The organism is Flagellimonas aurea (assembly GCF_017313785.1).
Classification (GTDB): domain Bacteria; phylum Bacteroidota; class Bacteroidia; order Flavobacteriales; family Flavobacteriaceae; genus Flagellimonas; species Flagellimonas aurea.
Genome location: NZ_JAFLNL010000001.1, coordinates 1 through 21,944 on the forward strand (window position 1 = coordinate 1; position 21,944 = coordinate 21,944).

General features: G+C 40.9%; 18 protein-coding genes and 1 pseudogene. 9 read left to right on the forward strand and 10 right to left on the reverse strand.

The genetic code is table 11. The features are described 5' to 3' along the window. From J0656_RS20030 to J0656_RS00015, 4 genes and pseudogenes are all read left to right on the forward strand, one after another. Positions 1 to 117, forward strand: a pseudogene (locus tag J0656_RS20030) (IS5 family transposase); the annotation flags it as partial. A gap of 271 nt (positions 118 to 388) precedes the next feature. Next, positions 389 to 2,578 carry a DUF5916 domain-containing protein gene (locus J0656_RS00005; protein WP_207030610.1) on the forward strand — a complete coding sequence of 730 codons (2,190 nt, stop codon included), beginning with the start codon at positions 389 to 391 and terminating at the stop codon, positions 2,576 to 2,578. A 100-nt stretch (positions 2,579 to 2,678) separates the two neighbouring features. After that, entirely contained in the window at positions 2,679 to 4,034 is a 1,356-nt protein-coding gene (locus tag J0656_RS00010) for a hypothetical protein (protein WP_207030611.1), read from the forward strand. A gap of 155 nt (positions 4,035 to 4,189) precedes the next feature. Continuing rightward, on the forward strand, positions 4,190 to 4,624 hold the full coding sequence (locus J0656_RS00015; RefSeq protein WP_207030612.1) for a hypothetical protein: 435 nt from the start codon (positions 4,190 to 4,192) through the stop codon (positions 4,622 to 4,624). Between the two features lie 14 nt (positions 4,625 to 4,638). Here the strand turns inward: J0656_RS00015 and J0656_RS00020 are convergent, their stop codons facing one another. Continuing rightward, entirely contained in the window at positions 4,639 to 6,495 is a 1,857-nt protein-coding gene (locus tag J0656_RS00020; RefSeq protein ID WP_207030613.1) for a hypothetical protein, read from the reverse strand. A gap of 204 nt (positions 6,496 to 6,699) precedes the next feature. Between J0656_RS00020 and J0656_RS00025 the strand changes: the two genes are divergently transcribed. Together J0656_RS00025 and J0656_RS00030 are read left to right on the forward strand one after the other, a co-directional pair. Continuing rightward, positions 6,700 to 8,337, forward strand: coding sequence for a glycoside hydrolase family 43 protein (locus J0656_RS00025; protein WP_237688805.1), 1,638 nt, complete (start codon positions 6,700 to 6,702; stop codon positions 8,335 to 8,337). Between the two features lie 218 nt (positions 8,338 to 8,555). Beyond that, positions 8,556 to 9,314, forward strand: a complete 759-nt coding sequence (locus J0656_RS00030) for a class I SAM-dependent methyltransferase (RefSeq protein WP_207030614.1) — start codon at positions 8,556 to 8,558, stop codon at positions 9,312 to 9,314. Between the two features lie 72 nt (positions 9,315 to 9,386). Here the strand turns inward: J0656_RS00030 and J0656_RS00035 are convergent, their stop codons facing one another. The 4 genes from J0656_RS00035 to mvaD form a co-directional block, all read right to left on the reverse strand. Further along, positions 9,387 to 10,229: a pseudouridine synthase gene (locus J0656_RS00035; RefSeq protein ID WP_207030615.1), complete on the reverse strand. Its 843-nt coding sequence runs from the start codon at positions 10,227 to 10,229 to the stop codon at positions 9,387 to 9,389. A 60-nt stretch (positions 10,230 to 10,289) separates the two neighbouring features. Next, positions 10,290 to 11,195 (reverse strand): geranylgeranylglycerol-phosphate geranylgeranyltransferase, encoded by a 906-nt coding sequence (locus tag J0656_RS00040; protein WP_207030616.1) that lies wholly within the window; start codon positions 11,193 to 11,195, stop codon positions 10,290 to 10,292. Between the two features lie 10 nt (positions 11,196 to 11,205). After that, positions 11,206 to 12,144 carry a mevalonate kinase family protein gene (locus tag J0656_RS00045; protein ID WP_207030617.1) on the reverse strand — a complete coding sequence of 313 codons (939 nt, stop codon included), beginning with the start codon at positions 12,142 to 12,144 and terminating at the stop codon, positions 11,206 to 11,208. 141 nt (positions 12,145 to 12,285) lie between these two features. Then, the gene (mvaD, locus tag J0656_RS00050; RefSeq protein ID WP_207030618.1) at positions 12,286 to 13,371 is read right to left on the reverse strand and encodes a diphosphomevalonate decarboxylase; all 1,086 of its coding nucleotides are present in this window, start codon (positions 13,369 to 13,371) and stop codon (positions 12,286 to 12,288) included. Between the two features lie 93 nt (positions 13,372 to 13,464). Between mvaD and J0656_RS00055 the strand changes: the two genes are divergently transcribed. Further along, positions 13,465 to 13,941, forward strand: a complete 477-nt coding sequence (locus J0656_RS00055) for a TspO/MBR family protein (RefSeq protein WP_207030619.1) — start codon at positions 13,465 to 13,467, stop codon at positions 13,939 to 13,941. Here the strand turns inward: J0656_RS00055 and J0656_RS00060 are convergent. Beyond that, a complete protein-coding gene (locus tag J0656_RS00060; protein ID WP_207030620.1) occupies positions 13,938 to 14,492 on the reverse strand; it encodes a DUF1697 domain-containing protein in 555 nt (184 codons plus the stop codon). The genes J0656_RS00055 and J0656_RS00060 overlap by 4 nt on opposite strands. Before the next feature lie 45 nt (positions 14,493 to 14,537). Here J0656_RS00060 and glpK point away from each other — a divergent pair, with 45 nt between their 5' ends. Continuing rightward, the gene (glpK, locus tag J0656_RS00065) at positions 14,538 to 16,034 is read left to right on the forward strand and encodes a glycerol kinase GlpK (protein WP_207030621.1); all 1,497 of its coding nucleotides are present in this window, start codon (positions 14,538 to 14,540) and stop codon (positions 16,032 to 16,034) included. A 36-nt stretch (positions 16,035 to 16,070) separates the two neighbouring features. Further along, positions 16,071 to 16,799 (forward strand): MIP/aquaporin family protein, encoded by a 729-nt coding sequence (locus tag J0656_RS00070; RefSeq protein ID WP_207030622.1) that lies wholly within the window; start codon positions 16,071 to 16,073, stop codon positions 16,797 to 16,799. A gap of 2 nt (positions 16,800 to 16,801) precedes the next feature. Here the strand turns inward: J0656_RS00070 and J0656_RS00075 are convergent, their stop codons facing one another. The 4 genes from J0656_RS00075 to J0656_RS00090 all read right to left on the reverse strand — a co-directional run bounded on the left by J0656_RS00075 (position 16,802) and on the right by J0656_RS00090 (position 21,793). Next, complete coding sequence (locus J0656_RS00075) at positions 16,802 to 18,067, reverse strand: BaiN/RdsA family NAD(P)/FAD-dependent oxidoreductase (protein ID WP_207030623.1); 1,266 nt, start codon at positions 18,065 to 18,067, stop codon at positions 16,802 to 16,804. Continuing rightward, positions 18,067 to 18,762, reverse strand: coding sequence for a glycerophosphodiester phosphodiesterase (locus J0656_RS00080; RefSeq protein WP_207030624.1), 696 nt, complete (start codon positions 18,760 to 18,762; stop codon positions 18,067 to 18,069). Before J0656_RS00080 ends, J0656_RS00075 begins: the two co-directional genes overlap by 1 nt. Positions 18,763 to 18,872: 110 nt before the next feature. Continuing rightward, positions 18,873 to 20,687, reverse strand: a complete 1,815-nt coding sequence (locus J0656_RS00085) for an alpha-amylase family protein (RefSeq protein WP_225605456.1) — start codon at positions 20,685 to 20,687, stop codon at positions 18,873 to 18,875. Positions 20,688 to 20,773: 86 nt separating this feature from the next. Further along, complete coding sequence (locus J0656_RS00090; RefSeq protein WP_207030626.1) at positions 20,774 to 21,793, reverse strand: LacI family DNA-binding transcriptional regulator; 1,020 nt, start codon at positions 21,791 to 21,793, stop codon at positions 20,774 to 20,776. Between the last annotated feature and the right edge of the window lie 151 nt (positions 21,794 to 21,944).

Sequence of the window (21,944 nt, forward strand, 5' to 3'; positions counted from 1 at the left end):
AGTTTCAGGTCACTGCTCAACAGGTTCGATACGACCATTGAGAGCTGGAAAGGCTTCAACTATCTATCGTTCATGGTAATGGCCTTGAAAAAATTCAAACCAAAAAAGTTTAAATGAGTTCATCAATAAGAAAGTACGGGAAAGAAATTTTGATACAGATTTTGCGATAGTCAATGAAAACAAATCCAAGAAGGCACTTATAAAAGAAATCGGTGAACTTATTGAACAAACCATTGATAAATAAAACCGAACCTTAAACGACCATTAACTCGGCTAGGCAAAGTAAAGATTATTGCATAATCCTAATATTTGACATCCTAAGTGTCATAATTTTAATTCATTGTTAAAAAACAAAGTAAATTATTACATTTACTCTACTAAACAAACAATGATCAACCGAACCAACCTTACCCCCGTGTTCATGGCATTGGCCATCTTCTTTTGTGTGTTTATACATGCACAAAAGAAAAATGCAGATTTCAAGATTCATCTGTTTCATACTAGCGAAACCTTCACCATTGATGGTATTGGCAACGAGGAAACATGGCAAAAAGCCGAACCCGCCAAGGACTTTTTTATGGTATTGCCTATGGACGACCGCAAGGCCACTCAGCCATCCGAAGTAAAAATGGCATACGATGACAAACAACTCTATCTGCTGGCTACCTTTTTTAAGACTCCCGGCAATACCTATGTGGTAGAATCGCTCCGCAGAGACTTCTCCTTTGGGGGCAACGATAATTTTTTGTTGTTCATGGACCCATTCAACAACCAGACCACAGGATTTAGCTTTGGCGCAAATGCCTATGGCGCCCAATGGGATGGCACCATGTCCAACGGTGGCAGTATTGACCTTAACTGGGACAGCAAATGGGTTTCAGAAGTTCAAAATCATGAGGATAAGTGGGTGGTGGAAATGGCCATTCCCTTTAAATCCATCCGTTATGAAAAAGACGTGACCGAATGGGGCGTCAACTTTTCCAGACTGGATTTGAGCACCAACGAAAAATCGAGCTGGACACCCATTCCACGACAATTCCCTACAGCTTCTTTGGCCTATACGGGCACGATGGTCTGGGACAATCCGCCACCAAAGCAAGGGCTCAATTACTCCATAATCCCCTACGTACTGGGAACAGTAGGCAATTCTAGCATCGAGGATATTACGTACGATAATGAATTTAAGGTAGGTGGGGACGTAAAACTTGGACTCACTTCTTCACTTAATTTGGACCTGACCATAAATCCGGATTTTTCGCAGGTGGAAGCCGACCGTCAAGTGGCCAATTTGACCCGTTTTGAACTATTTTTTCCTGAAAGGCGCCAGTTTTTCCTTGAAAACGCTGACCTCTTTGCCAGTTTTGGGTATGACAACATCCGTCCATTCTTCTCGCGTAGAATAGGCTTGGGCGTGCCCATTATTGCAGGTGCCCGTGTGAGCGGAAACCTCAACCGCAACCTCCGTTTGGGCATGATGGACATGCAGACCAACAAGGTCGATGAAACGGGGTTGCCCGGTCAAAACTTTGCAGTACTCTCCCTGCAACAAAAGGTGTTCTCTCGCTCCAACATTGGTTTGATGTTCGTGAACAAGGAGTCTTTGGATTACAATTCCTTGACCGATAGTCTTCAAACACAATACACCAAATTCAATAGGAACCTTGGACTGGAATACAACTTGGCCTCTGCCGACAATCAATATAATGGTAAGGTATTTATGCTGAAATCGTTCGGTCCTGATTCTACCTATAACGGTTTTGCCCAAGGTGCCCATTTGGAATACAGTAGTCGTAAATGGAACTGGCGCGTGCAGCAGGAGTATATCTCCGAGGACTTCACTTCGGAAGTAGGTTTTGTTCCCCGGAACAATTACATTAAACTGGAAGGTTCCGTAGGGCATCTATTTTTGCCCAACAGCGAAAAGGTGGTGAGCCATGGTCCCCAGTACACGGGCTTCTATTATTTTGACCCAAGTATGAACTCCACTGACTACGTGTCCATTTTAGGGTATACGGTAAATTTTATGGACCGCAGCTCGTTGGGAGTGGATGTTTTTAACGAATATGTGCAGCTTTTGGCCCCGTTTGACCCCACTAACACAGGAAAAGAGGAATTGGCCGCAGGGACCCGCCACCATTGGAACGGGGTTTATCTTCAATACAGTTCACGTCCCAAAAGTTTGTTCACCTATAATCTGACGACCAGATTGGGCCGTTATTTTTCTGGGGGATACCGAACCAACCTGAATGCGGAACTCGGGTATCGTTTTCAGCCCTATGTGAGCTTGGGAGCTGTCCTCAGCTATAATAATCTTGATCTGCCCGAACCATGGTACACCACCGATTTTTGGCTTGTGGGCACTGAAGCGGATATAACTTTTACCAATAAATTGTTTTGGAACACCCTTTTCCAGTACAATGAACAGGTCAATAATTTTGGCATCAATTCCAGACTCCAATGGCGCTACGCTCCCGCTTCAGATTTATTTTTGGTCTTCAACAACAACGAACAATTATCACCACTGGAAGGTAATTTATGGTCGCTGACGCTCAAGTTTACGTATTGGTTTAATCGATAAGGAAGAAGAATTCTTCTTGACGGACAAAGCTTACGTTTTAACTAAGTCTTTTCCTTTATATTGTAGTTAATTGATATTTTAAATTCTCATAAAAACTAACATGAAAAAGCTATTCTTTTTTTACTTTACGATTTTATTCATTCTTTTTTCATGCTCCAAAGGTTCGACTGAGAACCCGGAACCAAATTCTGAAAACCCAAATCAAGAAGAACCAAAAGAAGAGATACCTGAAGAAGAGGAAGTTGTTTATTTTACAATCAAAGTCGACGACGATTACTTTAGTTCTGGAAATGAAGGCTGGGTAGTAAGCCACGATGTAAACAATGGAAACATCTTAGATTATGGCCAGTTGGAAAATGGAAAAACAACCAGCTTTACTAAACAAGCTTCCTCAACACTATTGGAACACAATCTAAGCTTAGTCAATGTTTCCAATTATAATGGGAATATCTATTATCGAATCACTAGCTATGCTTTTGTAAAATCAGATGAAGTTTGGCAACTTGATAATCAATATAATAACTATGTTGACTCAAGAGGGGACTCCATAGGAGAAATATCGATTAATGCCAACGATTTGGTTCTACCCGGCTCCTGGATGATCTCCAATAAACATGGATCCGCACTTTCTGGTGGTTCAAGTACAACCTCGAACAACAATTTGACCAGTATTTTCTTTGAAAACATTCCTCTATTCGAGGAAAATAGGTACTTATTTTCTGTTTATGACATCTACGGTGAGGTCAATTATCTATTTATGAATAACTTAAACAATGGAGATAATATAACATTTGATGGAACTCAGCTGCAATCTTTTGATAATACAGTGTTGGCCTCAGTACCTGAAGGAGGAGAATTCTTTGTATCTGTATATGGATTTGAGGAAGATCAAGATTTTGATGAGGGCGGTGGATATATTTTAGGCATGTTACTTCCGTTCGAAAATGATAAAATAACTACTGAACACATAAAACTTGGATATCTGAATACTTTCAACAAATACATTACCTCATTTACATATTCAAAGGATAGATTCAACTTTAACTTTAAAAAGTATGGTGAAGCTCCGTTAGGTATACCAATGAGCGGTAAGGAAAACTGGAATGTTGAAGTTATTGATAATTCCGTTGATAGTTTTACTTACAATGGGGTTTCTCATCATCAGTTCTCAAGACAAATTCACTCTTGGAGGGTAAGTTCCGGTGAACGTAATGTTGATTACATAGAAACAAGTTGGTCTATAAATCAAGGTAAATTTTACTACACTTTTGAATTTAAATTACCAGACGAAATTTTAACAACTTACCCAAAAATGGATATAGAAGGATTGAATTATGAAAGTAGCTTTTTTCACCTGAATGAATATGACTACAATGGGTTTTTGAATGCTACTTTTGTAAATCCAAATCCTGAATTGTTACGTGACCAACACTTTTATCGCATAGATTCGGAATAATCATAGAACCTTATATCCAACACGTTTGTTTGAATAACTTTCTTATTACAAATGTTCTAAATCCATCAACCCAAAAGGGACATTCATCAATTTTAGGTAAGTGGTATTCTAAAAATTGTAGAACTTCGGTTGAACTATCTATAAAATTCGAAGTAATGCTTGACGAAAACACCGGAACCTTAGTTATTGGCAAAGGCATAGCATTTGGCACCCATATCAGTTTTGACATGGCAAAAAGATGGACAATTGGCAAAGAAAGTCCTGAATTCGTTGGAACGGAAGGTGCTCAAGAACAAAAAATAACTTTTCGGAATGTGGTGGTTGATGACGATTACTTTATTTTACGGTTACGCTTCAACAACGACAAATTGCTCATTATAGAGATTTTTATCAGCCCTGTCCCCTTCGAATTCAAAGAAAATTGGGCCGATTGGAGCTACGAAGAAGAAATAAAACATCTTGAACATTGCAAAGCTTGGCTTCAAAAAGAGGTTGGGGCTAAACGAAATTTTGACTGGGGAAGTATTTGGTGCGGATACGATAGCCTTGGTGGATTTAGCAGTATCAAAATCAATTATTCCCGACAATAATCAGAACCTCAAATTTAAAATGGAAATTCATTAGCTGGCAACCATTGTGGTCCCTGAGACTTAAACACACGCTCTTTAAAAGGTGATGCTATGTAAAAAGGAACGGACGGAACCAATACGTTTTGAATATATTCTTGATAGGAAGTAAAGGCCGAGTAGTTTTCTGCCGCCCCTTGTGTTATTTCGAAATATTTATTTGCAAACATCTCCGTTACTGCTTCTGGAAAGAGTCCTTCAGGTACTTCGGGTATCGTCGGATTCGTATTTTGGCCATCAAAAACAAATTCCATTCTAACTGATGGGTTTTCAGGTGTAAGCAATCCAGTACCAGAACTTGTACCCACTAACCGCAGACGACCAACTTCAAAATTAGGCAACCCGGTAAAGCTTAGTTGTTCATTGGAGAAGCTATAATCTACAGATGCAGTGGGTACGGTAATCGTGGACGGTATGGTTCCGGAGCCTTCGAAGGTATAGTTCAACAATTGACCCCAATAGGTAGTATACTCAAACATATTTGGATAAATATATTCGTTGGTAAATGAGCCACTTGGTCTGAGATAATCTGCGTATAGCAAATGGCCGCTTCTGGCTCGGTACATAGCTTCATTTTCGTATCCAGTAATTTTGATCAGCGTACTTTGATACGTTCGATTGAGATCAAAGCTATTTATTTCCACATCATCACTTGAAAAATCTTCCTCCAGCAAGGATGTTCTGTATTGTAAATCGCTGATAAAGGCCCATTGATAACTGTTTTCGATGTTTGAATTAAAGTAACTGATAAATGTTTTGTTTGTTGCCAAATCATTACTGAACTCTCTTGAGACATGACCCGAAAATTCATCGCCGGTATAGATAAGCGAATTCCATGGACCCGAAGCCCTCATTTGGTATCCTTCCTCAAAAAAGGGCACTTCGATATTCAGTATTGCTGGGGACAACCCCCCGGACTTTTGATTTAAGGTGATTTCTTCACCAACCATGTTCAATGTTAGATTATTGTATACGTAAAAGTTGAATATGGTATTATCAAAGTCCTCAATAAAGGAAATTGTAAACTCCGTAGCAGGATTCATTTCTTCCATGGAGCAGAATGACAATGTCTCGATTTCGCCAGACTCGTGTGTTTTACTGTCGATATAATTTCCGTCCTTATCTGAAATTAACACATGTACCTTCTCTATATTCTTCCTCATAAAATCATTAGGAAAGCTAATTCGAAAGAACTGGTCTGCAACATTGATTGCAACAGAATCTTTGGTAATATTACCTGAAGTGTCCTCCATTATAAATTTAAGGTTTCCTATACCTGTGGGAAGCTTTCTTGGGTTCAATAAAAAAGAAAAATCGGTTGTACTTTGCTTTTCCAACAATAGCAAATCATCGATATAGACCTGAAGTAGTTCAACATTTGAAGCCAGATCTGTTATACTTGGATGTAATTGCACTTCCTCACAAATAATCTCATTTTCGGAGATATCATCCAAAACAAAAATTGGACCTTCATTATCAATTTTGACCAACATTGTCTTGGTCCCTATTATTTTGCCTTCAGCATAGGCATCAACTTTTAAACTATGCTCCCCGTCCTCCAATGTCTCTGTCTCAATCTTTATGATAAAAGGTGGTGCATTAAACTTGTGAATCATCCCATTATCCAAAAAAACCTCTAAACTGGATATTGCCGCATCTCCAGTTATTGTGATGGTTATCTCGTCCGAAGTAATGATTTCGTCATTTTCAATATTCAATTCTATTAAGACATTTTCAACGATCTGCTCTTCTTCTTGTTCGCTAGAAGAGCCTTCATCTGAACATGCAATCAGTAAAAAAAGGAACGATACAAATAGGATATGTTTTCGAAACATGGTTTTTTAATTTTGACCTGAACCACATCATTAAATTCTTCAAGAACTTACAATGTAAGTTAAAAAAAGGACTTTAGTAAATTATAGCAATTTTCCAGAAATAGATTTCATAATAGCAGTACTGCATTTTTACAGCAACACAATACAAGTGTGTAAATTACATTTTTTTAATTAACTTCACTCTCTGTTCGAAAATAATACATTATGGCGATGAATATGGGTTGTGGATTCCTTTTATCTCTCTTTTTTTTAGGTATAATCAATACCTCTGGCCAAGTTGCAGAAAACCCCATTATTTGGGCCGATGTTCCAGATGTAAGCGTCATGCGAGTGAATAACACTTATTATATGAGCTCCACCACCATGCACATGAGCCCTGGATTGCCTATCATGAAATCAAAGGATTTGGTCAACTGGGAAATCGCTGGCTACGCCTACGACCGATTGGTGGAAAACGATAAAATGAATCTGGAAAATGGTAAAGAGGCCTACGGAAAAGGGTCTTGGGCCAGTAGCCTTCGCTATCACGATGGCCTATTTTATGCGTCAACTTTTTCCGCCACTTCTGGAAAAACACATGTTTACAAAACCAAAAACCCAGAAACCGGACCATGGGAATCCCATTCGTTTGAACCCGTTCTGCACGACAATTCACTATTCTTTGATGATGACGGACGTGTTTACATGATTTATGGCGGTGGTCAAATCAAACTGGTGGAATTACTACCCGATGCATCCGGAATAAAACCCAATGGACTTGAAAAAGTAATCATTGAGAATGTAAACCTTACGTTCGGTGAAGGTGAAGTAGGCGGATTGCCCGGAGAGGGCAGCCAGATTCATAAAATAAATGGCAAGTACTATCTGTTCAACATTGCATCTCCAAAAAGCAGATGGGAACGCTCGGTGATCATCCATAGGGCAGACAATATAGAAGGACCTTATGAAGGCCGGGGTGCTTTACAGCATGAAGGCATTGCACAAGGCGGATTGGTAAACACACCCGATGGCGATTGGTATGCCATGTTATTCGGAGATAGAGGAAGTGTAGGACGTATCCCCTACTTGGTTCCTGTGACTTTCGAAAATGGTTGGCCGGTACTTGGCGTTGATGGAAAAGTGCCGCAAAGCTTAAATTTACCCGATAACTCCAAAGGTATTTTTGGAATTGTAGCTTCCGATGAATTCGAACGCGATATAAGCGATCCAAAATTGCCGCTCGCATGGCAATGGAACCACAACCCTGATAACAACAACTGGGATATTTTGGAAAATCCTGGGCGATTGCGCATTACCACAGCACGCGTGGACAACAACGTTCTCCTTGCCAAAAACACGCTCACCCAGCGCACGTTTGGTCCAAAAAGCACCGCCAGTACTTTGATCGACATATCCCAAATGAAGAATGGCGATATAGCAGGCCTAATTGCTCTTCAAAACAAATACGGATACGTTGGTGTGAAAAAAGAAGATGGAAAAAACTCCATTGTTATGGTTGAGTCAAAATTGGATATAGAAGGGGAAGACGAGAAACAAGGTGTTCTTGCTTATAACGACTTAAGTACTACATTCAAAATTATTGAACAAGTCCCCATTGATCAAGAAAATGTCCATTTTAGAATCGATTGTGATTTTGATACCGACAAAGCCTATTTTTATTATAGTCTAAATGGAAAAGAATGGCAGCATATCGGTAAACCGTTACAGATGATATATACCTTTACCAAGCATTTTATGGGCTATCGTTTTGGGCTTTTTAATTATGCCACACAGGAAGCTGGTGGATATGTTGATTTTGATTATTACCGAATTGATAAAGTTCCGATGCGCAAAAAGCCTTAAATCTATTCACAAAAACATAGCTCCTATAAGTTCCAAATTCCCATTTGGGACCACCTTTATTCCTCAAATTAATGGCCCAATTTTCGGTTCATTCCCATCATCGGTTAATAGCACAGTTACTTTTTTGCTCATCCGTCAACCCAAAAGGGGCATTCGTCAATTAGGAGTGATTGTTTTGGGCAGTTTTACCCATCTTTATTTTTCAAATCTGAAAAATAATGAGCAACCTACTTAATTTCTCCATTAAGCAAAAACATAGGGAATACCGTAAAAAGAGAAAGGAAAAAATATTTAAGGGAAATATTGTCCAATGTTCCATCTGTAACTCAGAATACCGGGAATTTGCTCCATTTGGCAATACAAAAAGAAAGAACTCTAAATGCCATAATTGTGGCTCACTGGAAAGGCATCGATTGATTTGGAAATATATACAGGACAAAAAATTGATAACCAAACCCATCCGGTTGCTCCATTTTGCACCTGAGAAAGTTTTTTATGACATTTTCTCGGAGTCGCACGATATCGCATACTTTCCATGTGATTTACATCCAAAAGTTTATGATTACAAAGGAAAAACCATAATCAATAAGGTCGATATTGCCCAAATCCCCTATGAGACCGACTCTTTTGATTTTATTTTATGTAACCATGTTCTGGAACACATTCCAAACGATGCGCTTGCCATGTCGGAACTGTATAGGGTGATGAAACCAAATGGGTTGGGGATATTTCAAGTTCCGATTGATTACAATCTTGAGAAAACCTATGAAGATTTCTCCATAACATCCCCAAAAGCGAGGTTAAAGGCTTTTGGAAGGCGTGACCATGTAAGGTGGTATGGCAAAGATTATAAATTGCGATTGGCAGATGCAGGTTTTGAAGTAATAGAGGATGATTATATTTCTTCCTTTACAAAAGAAGAGCAGTTTAAATATGGATTTGATTGCACAGAAAAAATCTACTTATGCCGTAAATAAGGAAAAAACCTATGGTTTGAAAAGAGACAAATCAACGAACGCTGTATCGATCGCTCCAAGAATACTATCAGTTTATTTAATATTCTTCAAATTGATTACCTCCTGCTCCGTTAAGTACCTCCAGTGTCCTCGTGGCAAATCTTTTTTGGTCAGGCCGGCGAAGACCACACGGTCCAATTTGGTCACATTATAGCCCAAATGCTCAAAAATACGGCGCACGATGCGGTTTCGTCCGCTGTGGATTTCCACGCCCACCTCTCGCTTTGGTGCCCCTTGGATGTAACTCACGCTATCCACGGATATGGGCCCATCTTCCAGTTCCAGGCCAGCCTCAATTTTATGGAGGTCGCCCAGACTAAGATTATTGTCCAAATGCACGTGGTAAATCTTGCGCACGTTATGCTTGGGATGCGTCAGTTTTTTGGTAAGGTCTCCATCGTTGGTGAAGAGCAACAGACCTGTGGTGTTCCTGTCCAAACGGCCTACGGGCAACAGTCGGTTGTTCGATGCGCTCGAAATTAGCTCCATTACCGTGCGGCGCCCTTTTTCATCACTTGTTGTGGTAATGAAGTTCTTGGGCTTGTTCAACAACACATACTCCTTTTTTTCCAAACTGAGTCGTTTCCCATCAAAACGGACATCGTCGGAACGTTTTACCTTGTAGCCCATCTCCGTTACCGCTTTCCCGTTTACGGTAACATTTCCGGCAGCAATATAAGTGTCCGCTTCCCTGCGGGAACAGATTCCCGCATTGGCAATGTAGCGGTTCAACCTAATCTCATCTGGATTGGATGTTTTGCGAGGTGTGTTCTGCTTGGGTCTTGATGAAAAATTTTTGTTGAACGGCTTTTTTCTTTCACCGCCCTTAAAGTTTTTGGAAGGTCTTTTACCCCTGTTGTTGTCTGATTTCGCCATCAGTCGAATTTTTTGCAAATGTAGTGTTTTTAAGTTCCAAAAAACCTAAAGAACAAATAATTACAAGATTCGGTTCAGCACCACATCCACATCAATTAAAAGGATGCTAAAGACCCCGGCCACAATTATAAATTTGATGATGTTGTGCAGCCATACATAGTGCTTTTTGCCGTTGGCCATCCATAGTAGCATCAAAAATAAAATCAGCAGGGCGATACATGCCATAAAATAGAGGTACATATACCCAACATCAAACGATTTGATGAGCAGAAGTGCAGGGACCAGAGTAAGCACTATCAAAAATGTAACGATAGACTTTGATACATTGGGGCCATAAAGAATTGGTATGGTTTTATAATTCTGTGCCATATCGCCCGCCATATTTTCCAAATCCTTGATCATTTCGCGGGCCAAAATCAACAGGAACAAGAAAAGTGCATGTACAAAAATCACGGTCTGGAAATTCTGATAGTAAACAAATACCACAAAAAATGGGGCAATGGCCAAAGTGGAGGATACCAAATTGCCGACTAAAGGTATACGCTTAAGCTTGTGCGAATAAATCCAGATACCAAAAATATAGGCCGAAAAGAACAATACCGCCCTAAATGAAATATAGCTCGCTGCAAAAACAGTCAAAAGGTTAAGGATAAAATAGGTGGTCAGTTTAAAACGCTGGCTCACCAAACGATCCAACATACTTTTGGTAGGCTTGTTGATCAAGTCCTTTTCCGCATCATAAAAATTATTGATAATATACCCGCTCGCGATCGTAAGGGCAGAGGCTGTAACGATAAGGAACAGGTTCACATCCAAAACCACTTTACGCAAAGGAATGTTGGGTGACAATATGTAGATAGAGGCCAAGTACTGTGCAAGGGTTATCACGAGGATATTGTAGCCCCGAACCACAGAAAACAGACTCAATAGCTTAAACAGCAAGAGTTTGTTTTTTCTACTAAGCATGTGTTTGCTTTTAGAAGTTGTACACTACTTCCAGATTATGGCCTTCAAGTGCTTTTTTGGCCCTTTCCAAATCTTGGGTAAAGCCCAAAATATATCCACCGCCACCAGAACCACAAAGTTTGAGGTAATAATCGTTGGTTTCGATGCCCTTTTGCCAAAGTTGGTGAAACTTAGCCGGAATCATTGGTTTAAAATTGTCAAAAACCACATGGGAAAGTTGCTTTAAGTTTCCGAATAAAGATTTCACATTACCGTTCAAAAAGTCCTCCACACACGCATCGGTATGTTTTATGAACTGGTTTTTGATCATATTGCGGAAACCTTCCTGCTTCATGTTCTCCATAAACAACTGCACCATGGGCGCTGTTTCGCCTGTCATTCCACTATCCAATAAGAAAACCGCTCCTTTTCCCTCCATGTTTTGAGATGGAATACTAGTGGACTCAATATTATCCTTGGAGTTGATGAGAATGGGCAAGCTCAAATAACTGTTCAACGGATCCAGTCCAGAAGACTTACCGTGGAAGAAGGATTCCATTTTCCCGAAAATCTTCTTCAATTGAAGCAATTTTTCACGGGTCAGGTTTTCCAAAACCGTGATTTTGTCCATAGCATAACGATCGTAAATAGCAGCGACCAGTGCACCACTACTTCCAATTCCATAGCCTTGGGGAATGGAACTGTCAAAATACATCCCATCGGCCACATCTTTTTCCAAAGCTGCTATATCAAAAGCAACCAAACCTTCTTCCTTCATCTCGAGCACTTTTAAATACTCGGCATAGGCTTTAAGACTTTTGTTCGATTTTTGCGCCATTTCGGAATTGTCGTTGTCCCATTTTAGCGCTCCTTTAAAAAAATTATAGGGTATGGATAGTCCTTTGGAGTCTTTGATGATACCGTACTCCCCGAACAATAAAATCTTGGAATAAAATAATGGACCTTTCATATAATACTACTAAGATACAAACAAATTTTGTTTAATGATGAACGAAATTCGATAAACAAATCGATTTTATCCATAAAAAACTTCTCCCGTCTGACTAAAATCTTGGCAAATAACGTAAAAAAACAGCTTAGCTGTTCATTTTTAAGTGTTTATTTTGATGGCGCCCTCGCCTACTTTGTCGTGGATGTACTGACCGTTTTCGCAGTGTTCGGCCAATGTATCTTTGATAAATTCCAGTACTTTTTCCTTAGCATCTTCCGGATATAGTAAATGCACGTTGGCGCCTGCATCCAATGTAAAACAAACTGGGGTTTTGGTCGCTTCGCGATATGCCCAAATTTTATTGATGATTTGCAAAGTATCCGGCTTCATCAACATAAAATAGGGCATGCTGGTCATCATCATGGCATGCAGGGTAAGTGCTTCGCTTTCCACTAGTTTGATGAACTCTTCCAAATCGCCACTTGCCAAAATAGGTTTTAGCTTATCCAGATTGTCAAATGCTTGTTGAAACCGGTTTTGAGCATACTGGTGACCGTGCATCAATTGATGCCCTACTGTGCTGCTTACTTGTTTTTGACCTTTGTGCACCAATAAAATGGTATCGCAATAGCTTTTAAAAACAGGGTTCACCCCAAAAGGATATTCCACACCGTACAAATCCGAACTGTCCGGTATGTTGGCGTGATTTCCCCACTGCACAAGACTCCCTTTGATACTGCGGCAGGCACTTCCGGAGCCCAATCGGGCCAAATAGGATGCTTTTGCATGAAAAACATTTTCTTCCATGGAAGGAAACAGTTGTTTTTCAATATCCATGAAGCATAGCGATAGTGCGGCCATGCCACTCGCGGAGGATGCAATTCCGCTGCTGTGCGGAAAGGAATTTGACGTTTGAATGATGAAATGGTACTCCTTCAAAAAAGGCAGGTACTTCTCAATCCGCTCTAGAAAGGTCTGAATCTTGGGTTTAAAATCGTCCTTGGACTTTCCTTCAAAAAATAGATCAAAAGAAAAATTATCCTTTTTCTCCTTTCTCTCAAAGGAAACGGAGGTGGTAGTAGCACAAGTATCCAAAGTGAAGCTAATGGAAGGATTGGCCGGAATCTGAACGGGCCTCTTTCCCCAATATTTTACCAAGGCGATATTGCTGGGTGCTTTCCAACTTACCTTGCCATTTTTGGGCAAATTTTGGTAGTCACCCGGCATAAAATCATTTTCCGTCATGGAGCATGGAAGTTTAAACAAATATAAGCAGCGACAAACTTACTGGAAATCGGATACAAATAAATTCTTATTTTAGTCGAAGTTGCGCCAACCATGAAAAAAAGAATCGTTTACATCACCATTAGCGTTTTGGTCTGCCTTGCCATTGGATTTTTATCCAGCATTGCGACCCAAAGTTCTGTGAATGATTGGTACGTTACCCTGAACAAGCCATCGTTTACGCCCCCGAACTATCTTTTTGCCCCTGTTTGGACCGCTCTGTATATTATGATGGGCGTTGCCGCGGGCATTGTTTGGTCCAAGGGTTATCATCATATTTGGGTTAAGACAGCGCTGTACCATTTTGTGTTCCAACTGTTATTGAATGCCCTCTGGAGCATTGTTTTTTTCGGGCTTAAAAATCCGTTGGGTGGAATGGTTGTTATCTTGGCATTGTTGACGATGATCATCCTTACCATAAAATGGTTCAGGGTCATCAGTAAACCTGCGGCACTGTTAATGGTTCCTTATGTACTTTGGGTGGCCTTTGCATCGGCACTGAACTATAAAATTTGGGAACTGAACGGTTAATTACTAGCCATTTCCAATAACTTCAGCATTGTTTTATGATTTCGGGTAGTAGCCTCTACTTGTAGTTTCTTTTCAATAAGATTGTTGTTCAGTTTTGCCTTGCCATAGCCGCTTTTACAGAAAAGATATACGCAGGTATCGGTGATTTTAAAACCTTCATGTTCAAATTGAAGCTGATTGAACTGCTCCACCAGCGCTTCTTTAGGGATACTTTTCAGCAAAACATAGTACAATTTGTTTTCTTCTGCCCCTTCTTGAAAAGGATTGGCTTTCAATATTTGCTCAATATCATCCTTCTGGACCACTAAGGTCGGTACATCAAATCCAAATTGTTGACGTATGATTATCGCTATTTTTTCCTGAAGTTTACGCCTATCTGTCTGTTCGTCATCAAAAATAATATTGCCACTTTGGATGTAGGTTTTGACGTTTTTCAGTCCGTTTTCCTGCAAAACTTGCCTTAAATCGGCCATTTTTATCTTTTTTTGACCACTTACATTGATTCCGCGCAACAAAGCTATATGTGTATTCCCCATATTGATGGATTCCAAACCCGAATTAATTTTAGTAAATTCAAACGCACTTAAATTAGCAAAATGAATCAATATATCCTTGCCTTGGACCAAGGTACCACAAGTTCCCGTGCCGTAGTCTTTGATCAAAAGGGAACCATTATCTCCGTTGCCCAAAAAGAATTCACACAAATATTTCCCAAACCGGGCTGGGTGGAACACGACCCCGATGAAATCTGGTCCACCCAAGCTGGTATGGCCGCAGAAGCTGTGAGCAAAAAAGGATTGAAGGCTTCGCAAATGGCCGCCATTGGCATAACCAATCAGCGGGAAACCGTTGTTGTGTGGGACAGGAATACCAGCGAGCCCATTTATAATGCCATTGTTTGGCAGGACAAACGTACAGCGGATTATTGCGATGAGCTGAAAAAAGAAGGCAAGTCCCAAATGATTAGAGAAAAAACGGGATTGGTCATCGATTCCTATTTTTCCGGAACCAAGGTAAAATGGATTTTGGATAATGTGGAAGGCGCAAGAGAAAAAGCCGAAGCTGGCGATTTGATCATGGGAACCATAGATTCGTGGTTGATATGGAAAATGACGGATGGGGGACTTCATATAACGGATGTCACCAATGCCTGCCGTTCCATGCTATTCAATATCAATAACATGGATTGGGATGATGAGCTTCTGGACTTGTTGACGATTCCTAAAAGCATGTTGCCCGAAGTGAAGCAATCCAGCGAAGTCTATGGGCATACCACTCCCAACTTATTTGCCACTCCAATTCCGATTGCAGGCATTGCGGGTGATCAACAAGCTGCCCTGTTCGGGCAAATGTGCACCAAAAAAGGAATGGTCAAGAACACCTACGGGACTGGTTGCTTTATGTTGATGAACATTGGGGAAAAACCGATTGTTTCCGACAACAACCTGCTGACCACGGTCGCTTGGAAAATTAATGGAAAAACACAATATGCCCTTGAGGGAAGCATCTTTATCGCAGGTGCCGTGGTACAATGGTTGCGAGATAGCCTAAACATTATAAAAACCTCTGCGGAAGTGGAAAAGCTTGCCAGTTCGGTAGACAGTACAGAAGGAGTGGTTTTTGTTCCTGCATTTGCAGGTTTGGGCGCGCCCCACTGGAACCAAAAGGCACAGGGAACTATTTTTGGCCTTACACGGGGTAGTACCGATGCCCATATTGCACGTGCCGCTTTGGAGTCCATTGCCTACCAGACCATGGATATCCTAAAAGCAATGGAAGCAGATTCCGGTATTTCCATAAAGGAGTTACGTGTTGATGGCGGTGCCACGGTAAACGATATGTTGATGCAATTTCAAGCCGATGTTTTGAACACTGTTACGGTACGACCAAAGATTGTGGAAACCACTGTAATGGGAGCTGCATATTTGGCAGGATTGGCCGTTGGCTATTGGGAAAGTCCTGAAGAAATACAGGATATTTGGCAAACCGACGTACATTTTAATCCAACTAAAGAGCGTGAAGCCATTGATGATGGTATCAAAGGTTGGTATAAAGCAATAAAAGCGTTGGAGTTCTGGACCGAGAACACTTAATTTGTCAAGTAACATAAACACTAACACTTTCTTTATATGACTCCTTTTATATCTGAAATTGTAGGTACTTTTTTGTTGATGGTACTCGGATGTGGCGTAAATGCCAACGTATCCCTACAAAAAACCTACGGGAACGGCTCCGGCTGGATTGTGATCACTACAGGCTGGGCTTTTGCCGTTTATACTGGTGTTGTCGTCGCTGGCCCATACAGCGGTGCGCATATAAATCCCGCAGTAAGTATTGGATTGGCCGTAGCGGGTGAATTTCCTTGGGCAGAGGTTCCTTCATATATATTGGCCCAATTTATCGGTGCAATGTTTGCCGCATTTTGCGTGTGGCTCGTAAACAAAGACCATTTTGATGCTACTGAGGATGGAGGCACCAAACGAGGAGTATTCTGCACTGGACCGGCCATTCCAAATACATTTACAAATCTATTCTCCGAGGTATTGGGAACATTTGTATTGGTCTTTTCCGTGCTCTATTTTACCGACGCAGTACTATCTACGGACGATGCGATTATAGGTTTGGGTTCTCTGGGCGCTTTACCTGTTGCTCTTATTGTTTGGGGCATCGGTCTGTCCTTGGGTGGAACCACAGGTTATGCCATAAATCCTGCACGGGATTTAGGTCCGCGCATTGTTCACGCACTTTTGCCTTTAAAAAACAAGGGGAGTAATGGTTGGGGCTATGCTTGGATACCTGTTGTTGGGCCTATTTTGGGAGCCTCGATAGCTGCATGGATTGCTTTGGCCCTACAATAATTTTAGGAGGCAATGGCCTGCGCAGCAATATAGGCCCCTGTCCATGCATTTTGAAAATTGAACCCACCTGTGATAGCATCCACATTGATTATTTCGCCTGCAAAATAGAGATTGGGATGCAATTTGCTTTCGAAGGTCTTAAAGTTGATTTCTTTTAAATCAACTCCACCGGCTGTAACAAACTCTTCTTTGAAAGTACTCTTACCCTCAACCTTAAAAGATGCAGCTGTCAATTGTTCTGCCAACGCCAGTAACTGCTCTTTATTAATATCGCCCCAACGTTCATCCGGCATTATATCGGCCGCTTCCACCAAGCGCTTCCATAAACGTTTGGGCAATTCTGTAACATTGGTACGCATAATGGTTTTTTTTGCCTCTACCTCTTTGAGCTCTTTAAGGTAAGCCTCCATGGATTCGGTACTGTATTCGGGCAACCAGTTCACTCTTATTCTGAAAGAATAATTATAATCGTGCAAAATATTCGCCCCCCATGCAGAAAGCTTCAGAATGGCTGGTCCGCTCAAACCCCAGTGTGTGATCAAAAGTGGCCCATCTGAATAAAGAACCGGTTCGTCTTTTACGTTACTCTTAAGGTTCAAGTTTTTTTTATTGGTATAAAAAGTCTTTTTGGGAAGCACCTCTACGGTGGCATATGCACTTATGCCTTGAATGCCCTGAATCCTCTTATCGTTTATATTGAATGTGAACAAAGAAGGTACGGGTGAAATTATTTGATGTCCCAATTTTTTTAGCTGTGCCCAAATTTTAGGGTTGCTCCCCGTAGTTAGCAATAGTTTTTTGGTCTGGTAATGCTTGTTCATGGTAGTTACCTGCCAACTATCATCCAATTTATCGATGGCCTTTACCGAACTGTTTTTCAAAACTTGCACACCTAAACGCTCTGCTTCAGTGAGCAAGCAATCTATTATGCTTTGGGATGAATCACTTTTAGGAAAAACCCGTCCGTCTTCCTCTATTTTGAGCGACACTCCCCTTTCCTCAAAAAACGACATCACATCCATTGGGGCATATTTGTGGAACGGCCCTAAAAGCTCCTTTTCTCCACGAGGATAGTTTGTGGCCAATTCTTTGGGAAGAAATTCGCCATGGGTCACATTGCAACGTCCCCCGCCCGAAACCTTTACTTTGGAAAGTACGGTTTTGCCCCTTTCAAAAATGGCTATGTTCAATTGTGGCGACAATTCCGCAATTTGAATTGCTGCATAAAAGCCTGCTGCTCCTCCCCCTGCTATAACAATATCGTACATTACTTAACACGTTCCGGATAATTGGTAATGATTCCATCTACCCCGAACTCGGTCATTTTTTGGATGTCCTCGGGTTCGTTAACCGTCCATGTGTATACTTTTAACCCTTCTTCGTGGATTTTTGCTGTATTCTCTTTCGTAAGTGTTTCAAAATGGGGGTTGATGGCAACGGCCTTCAGCTCTTTGGCCACATCAATTGCTTTGATCGGGTCTTCAGAGGTTAAAACGGCAATTTTTATATCTGCATTACGGGACCTCATATCTCGCAGTTCATCCCAATTAAAACTCGAAATCACAAAATTCTCCGGACTCCATCCTTTGGATTTGATGTAGTAATCTACAATGAAATTCACCCTATCCGCAGTTTCAGGACCTTTGAGCTCTATGTTCAAAACAACTTTGTTGTCTATCTGTTTTAAAACATCTTGAAGCATTGGGATTTTATGCCCGCCATCCAAAATAAGTTGCCGAAGTTGAACAATATTATATTCTTCAATATTGCCGCCACCATTTGTAAGCCTATCCACTTTTTCATCGTGAAAAACGACAATTTCACCACTTTGGATTTTAAACACATCTATTTCTATCATATCCACACCTAGATCAAGTGCTTTTTGAACGGATGCCAAGGTATTCTCGGTTTCGTGCCCCATAGCTCCTCTATGGCCAATTACCAATGGTTTCGATGTTTTCATTTCACAACTGGTTAAAAATAGAACAGCTCCGAGAGCTACTAGCAAGGTCTTATTCATTTCGGTTTGGTTTTAGAAACTAAAAATACAATTTGCAAATGAAAAAAACTGAATCATTCATCAACCTTAAAAATATAAGATTGAAGCGGTGCCAGATCCAATAGGATTTTGCCTTGCCCATTATTCACGACCATATTTGCATTGATTTCATGGTAAAGCTGCTCTGTGAGTGAATATGTACCGCTTTTTAATTGCCATTTGGCAATTATATCTTCGGGTATTTTGAGTTCGAAGGAGTAACTCTTGTATTCATCAAAATTGGTAAGTACAATGATTTTCTCGTTGTTGGACCATCTCACATAAGATAAAACCCTATGATCGTATCCCTCCGTATTGTCTTTATTATAAAAATGGATTTCTTGGTATTGGCCCATCAACGCTTCACTATTGATAGTGAAGTTTAGGAGGCGTTTATAAAAATCCCTTAATTTTTTCTCTTCTTCCGATAATTGGCCACCATCATATTTTTTGTTGTTGAGCCACCTTTGATGGTGCGGCACCCCGATATAATCAAAAATTGAGGTTCGTGTAGGTTTGCCAAACCCGGCATCTTCCGCACCTGGTTCACCAACTTCCTGACCAAAGTATATCATCGTCGGTGACGTGCTGATGGTGGCGGAAACCACCATTGCAGGTTTTCCCAATTGGGCGTTACCCACAAAATCGGGACTGGCAATACGCTGTTCGTCGTGGTTTTCCAGAAAGTGGAGCATATGGTGCTCTATGTCGGCCATCCCTCTTTGCACTACGGGTATATGGTCGGTCCAACCGTACCCCTTCATAATATGTTTTATGCTATCATAGAGTTCTACCTTATCATATAGGTAATCCATTTTCCCCTTCTGAATGTAATCGCGGTACAATCCCGGATTATATACCTCGGCCAACAGGAATGCATCTGGATTTGTCATTTTGATGTTGGAGTTAAGATAGCTCCAAAACTCTACGGGCACCATTTCGGCCATATCAAAACGGAAGCCGTCCACACCAAAACTTAACCAATATTGGGTAATATCCTTGAATTTGTGCCAAGAATCGGGCAATTCTTTATCCTTCCAAAATTTGTAGTGCTCCCTATAATCCTTTTGACGATATTGTTCGGGTAATTCTTCAAAATCCTTTGTCCCATCCGGTCGAACTCCATAATTGATCTTTACGGTTTCGTACCAATCATTAAAATGAGGCTGTGCCAAACGGGAGCCGTTCCCTGTCCATTTTGCCGGGTTTTCCTCAAACTTGGAATCTGCCAACGTATTCTTGTTACCTCCCAATGGCAAATATCCATCTTGCCACTCGGGCACTTTAAAGGCTTCGCCAGGGATATAGTAAAAATTGTTGTGGATGTCGTATTCCTTTGAAGTATCGTCTGCGGCCCCAAAATCTTCTATGCCCTCTGGATTTGTACGCCCCTCATAACCTCGGGCTACGTGGTTGGGAACAATATCGATTATGACTTTTAAACCTGCCCGGTGGGTTCTTTCTATCAACTCTTTGAACTCTTCCAAACGTCTGGCGGGATCAAGGGCCAAATCGGGGTTGACATTGTAGTAATCTTTTACGGCGTAGGGAGACCCTGCCCTTCCTTTTACCACATCGGGATCGTCGTTTGAGATTCCATAATCCGAATAGTCTTGGATAACGGCATGATGAGGCACCCCTGTGTACCAAATGTGGGTCACCCCTAGCTCCTTGATCTCTGACAGGGCTTTTGGGGCAAAGTCGGCAAACTTGCCTACTCCATTTTTTTCGATAGTGCCCCATGGCTTGTTGGTCGTATTGGTATTTCCAAAAAGTCGGGTAAATACCTGATAGACTACTGCTTTCTTTTTCATGGGCAAAGGGGCGGTCTTTTGTTCTGGTTTATCCATGCACGAAGATAACGTCAGAAATGCTAGTAATAAAATATGGACGAATATGGTTCTCATGCTTAAGACATTTGACCATTCGATTGAAGTTAGTGGGCGATGGAATCCCTTATTACCAAAGTAGGCTCTAGAATTTTGGTTTGATAGGTCTCCTCTTCCGCCTCGCTCTCAACCTTATCTATCAACATCCTTGCCGACTCCTCGCCCATTTTTTCCCCATGTTGTGCTACAACGGTAAGACTTGGATTGGCATATTTGGACAAAACTCCATCAGTAAATCCGATAAATGCAATATCCTCGGGTATTCTTAGGCCTTTTTCCTGAACCAAACGCATACTGTATACCGCAAATATCTCGTTCACGCACAGAACGGCATCCGGTTCCTTGGCATTTAGAAAATCTTTGATGGCTGCCTCGTCCATTTCCATAGAGGGCATTTTTAAGATCATGGATTCATCGGCCCCCATTTCACTTTCCTGCAATGCTTTCCAATATCCCTTGGTCCGGGCCTTGCTGACACTTAGGTAGTCGTCCGTAGTAATCAGTGCTATTTTCTTTTTTCCTTGATCAATAAACTTCTTGGTTGCTTGGTAAGCACCAAGCTCATCGTCTATAATCACTTTATCACAATCGATCTCATGGGTAATTCTATCAAAAAGCACCACAGGAATACCTTGATCGGTCACTTCCTTTAAATGGTTGTAATCCCCTTTTTCCTGTGTTTGGGAAGCGAGGGACATAATAAAACCGTCGATACTACCATTGGCCAACATTTCCATATTGATGACCTCCTTGTCAAAAGACTCTTCAGAAAGACAAACGATTACATTATAACCTCGGGCATTTGCATATTTTTCGATACCACGGATAACGGTGGTAAAAAAATGATGGACAATGTCCGGAATCACGACTCCGATATTCTTGGTTCTCTTGTTTTTTAAACTGATCGCTATGTTATTGGGCTTGTAATTATATAGCTTAGCAAAGGCCTGGACCTTCTCTTTGGTATCCCTGCTGATTTCCTCGCTGTTCTTTAGTGCTTTGGAGACGGTAGAAATGGACACCTCAAGTTCTCTTGCTATATCCTTTAATGTAATCTTGGCTTTCAATTATATTTATTTTGTGGTAGTCTAATTCGATCTTGAAAATTACTCAATAATCAAAACAATGCAATCTACGTGTTTTACTTTTTTAACAAAACATGAACATCCATTGTCTGGAGATGTCTTCAATAAAAATATTGTTCAAAAAATAAAATTG